Consider the following 7,946-nt stretch of genomic DNA (forward strand, 5'->3'; position numbering starts at 1 on the left):
CCAGCCGTCCAGGCCGAGCTCGGCGTACGCGGCACGGTGCAGGACGGGGGAGAGCGAGTGCGCGATGGGGGAGCCGAGGACGGCGGCGCGGCGGGGCGAGGTCGGCGCGGTCACGGCGCCCAGCATGGCGCACGGCGCGGGCGGCGGGTGTCGGGCGGGGTGTCGGCGGAGTGTCGGGGCTGCCCCGTCCGTCCAGGAGCGGCCGAGCCCCGTCCGTCCAGGAGCGGCCGAGCCCCGTTCGGGCCCGCCGGCCCGTCGCGGGAGACTCGCCCCCGTGGGTGACGTGGTGCTCCTCCTCGGTGGCCGCAGCGAGATCGGCCTCGCGGTCGCCAGGCGCGTGGCCGCAGGGGCGACGGTCGTCCTCGCGGCCCGGCGTCGCGCTGATCAGGCGGGTGACCAGGCGGACGATCTCGCCGACGAGCAGAAAGCGCTGCTCGACTCCGGTGCGGCCGCGGTCGACACCGTCGAGTTCGACGCGGACGACGTCGCCAGCCACGGGGACGTCCTCGCCGAGGTGGTGGCGCGGCACGGGCGGATCGACCTCGCCGTCGTCGCGTTCGGGATCCTCGGCGACCAGGCGCTGGCCGAGCGGGACGCCGCCCACGCCGTGGCGGTCGTGCACACCGACTACCTCGCCCACGTCGCCGTCCTCACCCACCTCGCGGACCTGCTGCGCCGTCAGGGGTCCGGCACGATCGTCGTGTTCTCGTCCGTCGCCGGCGTGCGGGTGCGGAGGGCGAACTACGTGTACGGCTCGGCCAAGGCGGGGCTCGACGGCTTCGCCTCTGGGCTCGCGGACGCGTTGCACGGTTCCGGGGTTCGGCTCGTGCTGGTCCGACCCGGGTTCGTGGTCGGCCGGATGACGGCGGGGATGTCGCCCGCGCCGTTCTCGTCCACGCCGGACCAGGTGGCGGAAGCGACGGTGCGCGCGATGCGGTCCGGCCGCGGCGGCGTGTGGGTGCCGTGGCAGCTGCGGCCGCTGTTCGCGGTGCTGCGGATACTGCCGCGCTCGGTGTGGCGGCGGATGCCGCGCTGAGGCCGTGCGCGAGCCGCACGGGTCGCGGGAGCGCGACGCGGCTCAGGTGGGCCGACGCAGGCGCAACCGGAGGTCGGCTGCGCCCAGCGTGGCGACGCCGTCCGCCTCGATCCTGGCGACGAGATCCTCAGCGGCGCGGGTGAGCCCGCCGAGATCCAGGCCGTGCGGGATGTCCCCGGGCCAGGTGGCGATCCGTTCACCGGCCCGGGTGAGCAGTGATCGGGCGCCGCGCGCGTTGCCGCGCTGGACGTGCGTCAGGCCGACGGCGAGCTGGGCGAGGCCGCGCCACAGGTCGCGCTCGGCGTCCGGGGCGGCCTTCCACCCGGCTTCCAGCACCTCGTGCGCCGCGAACGGCCGCCCGGCGTCGAGCAGGCGTTGTGCCTCGTCGACGGCCTCGGCGCCCGAGAGGGCGAGATCGTCGGGCAGTTGCTCGACACCCGCTGCGCCGCGGGGGAGGGGGCGGCCCGTGGCGTCGCGGGGGCGGGAGTTGCGGGCACGGCCGCTGGCGTCACGGTCGCGGGACATGCCGTGATCGTGCCGAGTGGACGGGGTGCCTGCCACCGGGCCGGCTCGGGGACCCGCGCACCCCGTGGTCCCCGCGCGGCCGCTACCGCGCCGCCCAGGCCGCCACGACGTCCCCGACGAGGACGCGGAAGCGCCCGCACCGGCACCGCTGGTAGTGCACCCACCCCGCCGAGGTGACGTGCCGGGAGACGGTCCTGAACTCGCATTGCATCGGTGTCACACCTCCACCATGATGTAATGGCGTCATGCAGTTCAACACTTACGGCGGGGCCGCGGCACGCCTGGGTGCCGCCCTCGCCAACCTGGGCCCGGACGCCGGGTTGCCGCAGGTCGCGGCGCTGTTGCGGGAGTTCTGGATAGGGCCCGCCGAGCCGGACGAGGCGGACGCGGGCGAGCTGGTCACATGGGGTGCGCGGCTGCGCACCGCCTTCACCGCCGGTTCCGACACCGCGAAGGTGGCCGTCCTCAACGAGCTGCTGGCCGACGTCGCCGCCCGGCCGTTTCTCTCCACCCACGACGGGCAGCCCCCGCACCTGCACTACGCCGCCGACAGCGGGCACCTGCCCGCGCGTGTCCGGGCCCAGACCGCGGCGGGGCTCGCCGTGCTGCTCGCCGACTCCGGGGCGCACCGGCTCGGGGCCTGCGCCGCGCCCGGCTGCGACACCGTCTTCGTCGACACGTCGCGGGCCGGCAGGCGCACGTACTGCACCCCGACGTGCGCAACCCGGGTCAACGTGGCCGCCCACCGGGCCCGTCGTGTGCGAGGCTGACCCGGCCGGTCACGACGAGGAGGTCGCCATGGCGAGGGTCGTTCTGGAGGGCATGTCGTTCCTGGAGGGGCCGCGCTGGCGTGACGGCCGGCTCTGGTTGTCGGACTTCTACACCCATCGCGTCGTCTCGCTGCGCGAGGACGGTTCGGACCTGCGGGTGGAAGCGGAGGTCGAGGGCCAGCCGTCGGGGTTGGGCTGGCTGCCGGACGGCCGGTTGCTCGTCACGTCGATGCGCGACCGCCGCGTGCTGCGCCGCGAGCCGGACGGCACGCTCGCGGTGCACGCCGAGCTGGGCGGGCACGCCGGCGGGCACGCCAACGACCTCGTCGTCGACGCCCACGGGCGCACCTACGTCGGCAACTTCGGGTTCGACCTGATGAGCGGCGCGGACCTCGCCACCACCTCCCTCGTCCGCGTCGACCCGGACGGGACGGTCACGGTGGCGGCGCCGGACGTCTACTTCCCCAACGGTGCGACGTTCCTGCCCGACGGCACCCTGGTGCTCTCCGAGACCTTCGGCAACCGCGTCTCGGCGTTCGACGTCGGCCCGGACGGGCAGCTGTCGGGGCGGCGGGACTGGGTGCGCTTCGGCGATCTCCCGTCGGCCAAGGACGTCCCGACCGTGCTGGGCGAGCTGGCGGTCGCGCCGGACGGGATGTCGGCGGCCGACGCGGAGGGCGCGGTGTGGATCGCCGACGCCCTGGGCAACCGCGTGCTCCGCATCACCGAGGGTCGCGTGCTCGGCGAGATCTCCACCGGCGAGGTCGGCGTCTACGCGTGCGTGCTCGGCGGCGCGGACGGGCGGACGCTCTTCTGCTGCACCGCGCCCGGGTTCGCCGAGCACGAGCGCCGCGAGACCCGCGAGGCGAAGCTCCTCGCCTTCGAGGTGGAGGTGCCGATCGCCTGACCCCGCTCGCCTCACCCGGCGCCGTCCGGGATCATGGGGGCCATGCAGCGGCTCACCCTGGTCATCGGCGGGATCCTCGTGGTGCTCGGCGTCGTCGCCTACGTCGCCACGGGAGCGGCGAGCGTCACCGCGCTCATCCCGGCGTTCGTCGGCCTGCTCCTCGTGATCTGTGGCCTGATCGCGGGGCGCGGGGAGAAGGCGCGGATGCACGCCACGCATGCGGCGTTGCTGATCGCGCTGCTCGGCGCGATCGGCGCGCTGATGCGCGTGATCACGGTGGCGGCGCTCACTCCCGCGGTGATCGTCAGCGCGATCATGTTCGTCCTGCTCGTCGTGTACCTGGTGATGGGCATCCGCTCGTTCATCGCCGCGCGCCGCGCCCGCACGAACGCCTGACCTGCCTGCTCGATACCCTCGCGGGGTGACGGAACGCACCCTGGTCCTGGTCAAGCCCGACGGCGTCGAGCGCAAGCTGGTGGGCGAGGTCCTCGCGCGGATCGAGCGCAAGGGCCTGACGATCGTGGCGCTCGAACTGCGCACGGTGGACCGCGAGCTGGCCGCCCAGCACTACGCCGAGCACGACGGCAAGCCGTTCTTCGGCGACCTGATCGACTTCATCACCTCCGGCCCGCTCGTCGCGGCCGTCGTCGAGGGCCCGCGGGCGATCGCGGCGTGGCGGCAGGTCGCGGGCGGGACGGACCCGGTGGAGAAGGCCGCGCCCGGCAGCATCCGCGGCGACTTCGGGCTCGAGACCCAGTCCAACCTCGTGCACGGCTCGGACTCGCCGGAGTCCGCGGACCGAGAGATCAAGCTCTGGTTCCCGAACCTCTGACGTCACCTTTCTCCAAGCGATCTGTCGGGGGTCGCGGTTAGCGTGGCGCCCGTGTCCGATGCTCTCGTCCAGGCCCGGGGCCTCCGCAAGTCGTTCGGCGACTTCGAGGCGGTCAGAGGCATCGACGTGGACGTGGCGCGCGGCGAGACCTTCGGTTTCCTCGGCCCGAACGGCGCCGGCAAGTCCTCGACGATGCGCATGATCGCGTGCGTCTCGCCGCGCACGGCCGGGTCGCTGCAGGTCCTGGGCATGGATCCGGGGACGGACGGCCCGCGCATCCGGGCCCGCGTCGGCGTCGTCCCGCAGCTGGACAACCTCGACCTCGAGCTCACCGTCCGGCAGAACCTGGAGGTCTACGGCCGCTACTTCGGCCTCCCGCGGGCGCACGTGCGCGAGCGGGCCGTCGAGCTGATGGAGTTCGCGCAGCTCACCGACCGTGCGGACACGCCGGTGGAGCCGTTGTCGGGCGGCATGCGCCGGCGCCTCACGATCGCGCGTTCGCTGGTCAACTCCCCCGAGCTGCTGCTGCTCGACGAGCCCACCACCGGGCTCGATCCGCAGGCGCGCCACCTGCTGTGGGAGCGGCTGTACCGGCTCAAGCGCGACGGCGTCACGCAGATCATCACCACCCACTATATGGACGAGGCCGAGCAGCTGTGCGACCGGCTCGTCGTCATGGACGCCGGGCTGATCGTCGCCGAGGGCTCACCTGCGGAGCTGATCGAGCGTCACTCCACCCGGGAGGTGCTGGAGCTGCGGTTCGAGCCGGAGGCGCGCCCGGAGCCCGCCGTCGTGGGCGCGGCGCTGGGCGAGCACGACGGGCGGGTGGAGGAGCTGCCGGACCGGCTGCTCGTCTACACCGCGGACGGCGAGCGGGCCCAGGAGCTCGTGTACCGGGCGGGGCTGCGTCCGCTGTCGGCGATGGTGCGCCGCTCGTCGCTGGAGGACGTGTTCCTGCGGCTCACCGGCCGGACGCTGGTGGACTGACCGATGCCCGAGCGAGCGCTGGCGAGCGGTCCCGGCGGGACGGTCGTCGACCCGGCGGTACCGCGCCGCGTCGAGATCTCCCGGACCCGCGGGGTGCTGCTCGTCGTCGAGCACTACTGGACGTGGTACCGGCGCAACTGGCGGGCCACCGCGGTGTCGTCGGTGCTGCAGCCGCTGCTGTTCCTGCTGGCGTTCGGGGTCGGGTTCGGCACGCTCGTCGAGAGCGGCGGACAGGCGGCGCAGGCCACCGGCGGGGTGCCTTACCTGGTGTGGCTCGCGCCGGCGCTGCTCGCCGTGTCGGCGGTGCAGGCGGCGTCGTTCGAGTCGACCTACCCGGTCCTCTCGGCGTTCAAGTGGCAGCGCATCTACCACGCGATGACGGCCACCCCGCTCACGCCGGGCCAGATCGCCGTCGGCCACCTCTCCTGGACCGTGATCAAGTTGACCGGCACGGGCGCGATCTACCTGGCGGTGATCGCGGTGTTCGGCGGGGTCAGCGGGCCGGGGGTGCTCCTGTCGCTGCTCGCGGCGTCGCTCACCGGAGCGGCGATGGCAGCGCTGGTGATGGCGTTCGCCGCCACGGTGACGAACGAGGGCACCGCCTTCACCATGCTGTTCCGGTTCGTGGTCATCCCGATGACGCTGTTCTCGGGCACGTTCTTCCCGGTGGACCGGCTACCGCCGATCGTGTTGCCGCTGGCCTGGATCTCGCCGCTGTGGCACGGCACCGAGCTGGCCCGGGCGGCGGCACTGGACCGGTGGGAGCCGCTCGCGGCGCTCGGACACCTCGCCTACCTGCTGGTGCTGCTGGGTGTGGGGATCGTGCTGGTGACGCGGCTGTTCCGCAGGAGGTTGGGCCAGTGAGCGCGCCGACGGTCGCACGGGCGGCCCTGCTCATGCCCGCCGGCTCGTACGCGGGGCGCTCGCACGCGCTGCTGGAGCGCAACGCCACCGCCACCCGACGCACCTTTCTCGCGTTCTTCTCGGGATTCTTCGAGCCGGTGTTCTTCCTGCTCGCGATGGGCCACGGGCTCGGCACGCTGGTCGGCACGCTCCCCGGCCCGGACGGCGCCCCGCTCACGTACGCGGCGTTCATCGCGCCGGGCCTGCTCGCGGCGTCGGCGATGAACGGCGCGGTGTTCGACTCCACGTACAACGTGTTCTTCAAGCTCAAGTACTCGAAGCTCTACGACGCGATGCTCGCCACCCCGCTCGGGCCGGTGGACGTCGCGCTCGGCGAGATCGGCTGGGCGCTCATCCGCGGCGGGCTGTACTCCTTGGGGTTCCTGGCGGTCATGGCCGGGTTCGGCCTGCTCACCTCGCCGTGGGCCCTGCTCGCGCTGCCCGCGGCGCTCGTCGTCGCGTTCGCGTTCGCGGCGGTGGGGATGGCGGCCACGTCGTACATGCGCTCGTGGCAGGACTTCGACCTGGTCACCCTCGTGGTACTGCCGATGTTCCTGTTCGCGACGACGTTCTACCCGCTCTCGGTCTACCCCCGGTGGCTGCAGCTCGTCGTCGAGTGCCTGCCGCTCTACCACGCCGTGGAGCTCATGCGCGGGCTCACCACCGGCGCCGTCCATCCCGGGATGCTGGGGCACCTCGCCTACTTCGCGGTCATGATCGTGGTGGGGCTGGTGGTGGCGGCGCGGCGGCTGGACACGCTGCTGCTGAAGTAGCCTGGACGCCTCATGCCGTTCGGGATCTACGTGCACGTGCCGTTCTGCGCGGCGCGCTGCGGCTACTGCGACTTCAACACCTACACCGCCTCGGAGCTGGCCGGATCGGGCGCCTCGCCGGACGGGTGGCTGGTGGCGGTGCATCGCGAGCTGGCGCTGGCCGCATCGGTCGTGGGTTCCCGGCCGGTGGACACCGTGTTCGTCGGGGGCGGCACACCGTCGCTGATCGGGGCCGAGCGGCTGGGCACGGTGCTCGGGGCGGTGCGGGAGACGTTCGGGCTGGTCGCGGGCGCGGAGATCACCACCGAGGCCAACCCGGAGTCGACGTCCCCGGAGTTCTTCGCGCGCCTCGTCGAGGCCGGGTTCACGCGGGTGTCGCTGGGCATGCAGTCGGCGGCGCCGCACGTGCTGCAGGTCCTGGACCGCCGGCACACGCCCGGTCGGGCCGTCGACGCGGCCCGGGAGGCGCGCGCTGCGGGGATCGGGCACGTCAACCTGGACCTCATCTACGCCACTCCCGGGGAGACCGACGACGATCTGCGGGCCTCGCTGGACGCCGTCCTCGAGGCGGGGGTGGACCACGTGTCGGCGTACGCGTTGATCGTCGAGGAGGGGACGGCGCTCGCGAGGCGCGTCGCGCGCGGCGAGCTGCCCGCCCCGGACGACGACGTCGCCGCCGCCCGCTACGAGCTGATCGACGACCGGCTCACCGCGGCGGGACTGCACTGGTACGAGGTGTCGAACTGGGCCGCGTCGGACGCTGCGGCGTGCCGGCACAACCTCGGCTACTGGCTGGACGGGGACTGGTGGGGCCTCGGGCCCGGCGCGCACTCGCACCTGGCCGGGACGCGCTGGTGGAACGTCAAGCACCCGGCGCGCTACGCGGCGATGCTGGCCGCGGGGGAGTCGCCGGAGGCCGGGCGCGAGGCGCTCGGGGGGACCGAGCGGCACGTCGAGCGGGTGATGCTGCGTCTGCGGCTCGCGTCGGGGCTCGCCCTGGAGCTGCTGGACGGGCCCGGCCGGGACGCCGCCGCGCGGGCGGCCGCGGACGGGCTGCTCGACGCGGGCGCCGCCGCGGACGGGCGCGCGGTGCTGACCCGGCGGGGACGGTTGCTCGCGGACGCGGTGGTGCACGCGCTGCTGGCGGGTGTGCCCGCCTGAGACCGGCGTTCGCGCGGGGGTGCGGGTGGGGTGTCGGCGGGGGGTTCCGGGG

General features: G+C 73.9%; 11 protein-coding genes and 1 pseudogene. 9 read left to right on the forward strand and 3 right to left on the reverse strand.

What is annotated here, in order from left to right; all coding sequences use genetic code 11:
* Positions 1-126 (reverse strand): annotated as a pseudogene (locus tag AB7J25_RS29065) (shikimate dehydrogenase); the annotation flags it as partial.
* 148 nt (positions 127-274) lie between these two features.
* On the opposite strand from AB7J25_RS29065, the gene AB7J25_RS29070 reads away from it, so the two are divergent.
* Complete coding sequence (locus tag AB7J25_RS29070; RefSeq protein WP_428514296.1) at positions 275-1,036, forward strand: SDR family NAD(P)-dependent oxidoreductase; 762 nt, start codon at positions 275-277, stop codon at positions 1,034-1,036.
* A gap of 42 nt (positions 1,037-1,078) precedes the next feature.
* Here the strand turns inward: AB7J25_RS29070 and AB7J25_RS29075 are convergent, their stop codons facing one another.
* Positions 1,079-1,561, reverse strand: a complete 483-nt coding sequence (locus tag AB7J25_RS29075; RefSeq protein ID WP_428514298.1) for a DUF309 domain-containing protein — start codon at positions 1,559-1,561, stop codon at positions 1,079-1,081.
* Between the two features lie 82 nt (positions 1,562-1,643).
* A complete protein-coding gene (locus AB7J25_RS29080; RefSeq protein ID WP_428514300.1) occupies positions 1,644-1,772 on the reverse strand; it encodes a hypothetical protein in 129 nt (42 codons plus the stop codon).
* A 34-nt stretch (positions 1,773-1,806) separates the two neighbouring features.
* On the opposite strand from AB7J25_RS29080, the gene AB7J25_RS29085 reads away from it, so the two are divergent.
* The 8 genes from AB7J25_RS29085 to hemW are packed head-to-tail and all read left to right on the forward strand — an operon-like array spanning position 1,807 to position 7,894.
* On the forward strand, positions 1,807-2,331 hold the full coding sequence (locus AB7J25_RS29085; protein WP_428514302.1) for a CGNR zinc finger domain-containing protein: 525 nt from the start codon (positions 1,807-1,809) through the stop codon (positions 2,329-2,331).
* Between the two features lie 28 nt (positions 2,332-2,359).
* Positions 2,360-3,238 carry an SMP-30/gluconolactonase/LRE family protein gene (locus tag AB7J25_RS29090; RefSeq protein ID WP_428514304.1) on the forward strand — a complete coding sequence of 293 codons (879 nt, stop codon included), beginning with the start codon at positions 2,360-2,362 and terminating at the stop codon, positions 3,236-3,238.
* A gap of 42 nt (positions 3,239-3,280) precedes the next feature.
* Positions 3,281-3,634, forward strand: coding sequence for a hypothetical protein (locus tag AB7J25_RS29095; RefSeq protein WP_428514306.1), 354 nt, complete (start codon positions 3,281-3,283; stop codon positions 3,632-3,634).
* 25 nt (positions 3,635-3,659) lie between these two features.
* Entirely contained in the window at positions 3,660-4,070 is a 411-nt protein-coding gene (ndk, locus tag AB7J25_RS29100; protein WP_428514308.1) for a nucleoside-diphosphate kinase, read from the forward strand.
* Between the two features lie 51 nt (positions 4,071-4,121).
* Entirely contained in the window at positions 4,122-5,057 is a 936-nt protein-coding gene (locus AB7J25_RS29105; protein ID WP_428514310.1) for an ABC transporter ATP-binding protein, read from the forward strand.
* Positions 5,058-5,060: 3 nt separating this feature from the next.
* Positions 5,061-5,921: an ABC transporter permease gene (locus AB7J25_RS29110; protein ID WP_428514312.1), complete on the forward strand. Its 861-nt coding sequence runs from the start codon at positions 5,061-5,063 to the stop codon at positions 5,919-5,921.
* A 32-nt stretch (positions 5,922-5,953) separates the two neighbouring features.
* Entirely contained in the window at positions 5,954-6,733 is a 780-nt protein-coding gene (locus tag AB7J25_RS29115) for an ABC transporter permease (protein ID WP_428514316.1), read from the forward strand.
* A 12-nt stretch (positions 6,734-6,745) separates the two neighbouring features.
* On the forward strand, positions 6,746-7,894 hold the full coding sequence (hemW, locus tag AB7J25_RS29120; RefSeq protein WP_428514314.1) for a radical SAM family heme chaperone HemW: 1,149 nt from the start codon (positions 6,746-6,748) through the stop codon (positions 7,892-7,894).
* Positions 7,895-7,946: the final 52 nt, after the last annotated feature.

It is taken from the genome of Pseudonocardia sp. (genome assembly GCF_050246655.1).
GTDB lineage: Bacteria > Actinomycetota > Actinomycetes > Mycobacteriales > Pseudonocardiaceae > Pseudonocardia.

What these genes read in the sequence shown, in the direction of transcription:
- AB7J25_RS29075 (WP_428514298.1), bottom strand. Translation starts at nt 1,561, where the DNA reads ATGTCCCGCGACCGTGACGCCAGCGGCCGTGCCCGCAACTCCCGCCCC.
- AB7J25_RS29080 (WP_428514300.1), bottom strand. Translation starts at nt 1,772, where the DNA reads ATGCAATGCGAGTTCAGGACCGTCTCCCGGCACGTCACCTCGGCGGGG.
- AB7J25_RS29085 (WP_428514302.1), top strand. Translation starts at nt 1,807, where the DNA reads ATGCAGTTCAACACTTACGGCGGGGCCGCGGCACGCCTGGGTGCCGCC.
- AB7J25_RS29090 (WP_428514304.1), top strand. Translation starts at nt 2,360, where the DNA reads ATGGCGAGGGTCGTTCTGGAGGGCATGTCGTTCCTGGAGGGGCCGCGC.
- AB7J25_RS29095 (WP_428514306.1), top strand. Translation starts at nt 3,281, where the DNA reads ATGCAGCGGCTCACCCTGGTCATCGGCGGGATCCTCGTGGTGCTCGGC.
- AB7J25_RS29110 (WP_428514312.1), top strand. Translation starts at nt 5,061, where the DNA reads ATGCCCGAGCGAGCGCTGGCGAGCGGTCCCGGCGGGACGGTCGTCGAC.
- AB7J25_RS29115 (WP_428514316.1), top strand. Translation starts at nt 5,954, where the DNA reads ATGCCCGCCGGCTCGTACGCGGGGCGCTCGCACGCGCTGCTGGAGCGC.
- hemW (WP_428514314.1), top strand. Translation starts at nt 6,746, where the DNA reads ATGCCGTTCGGGATCTACGTGCACGTGCCGTTCTGCGCGGCGCGCTGC.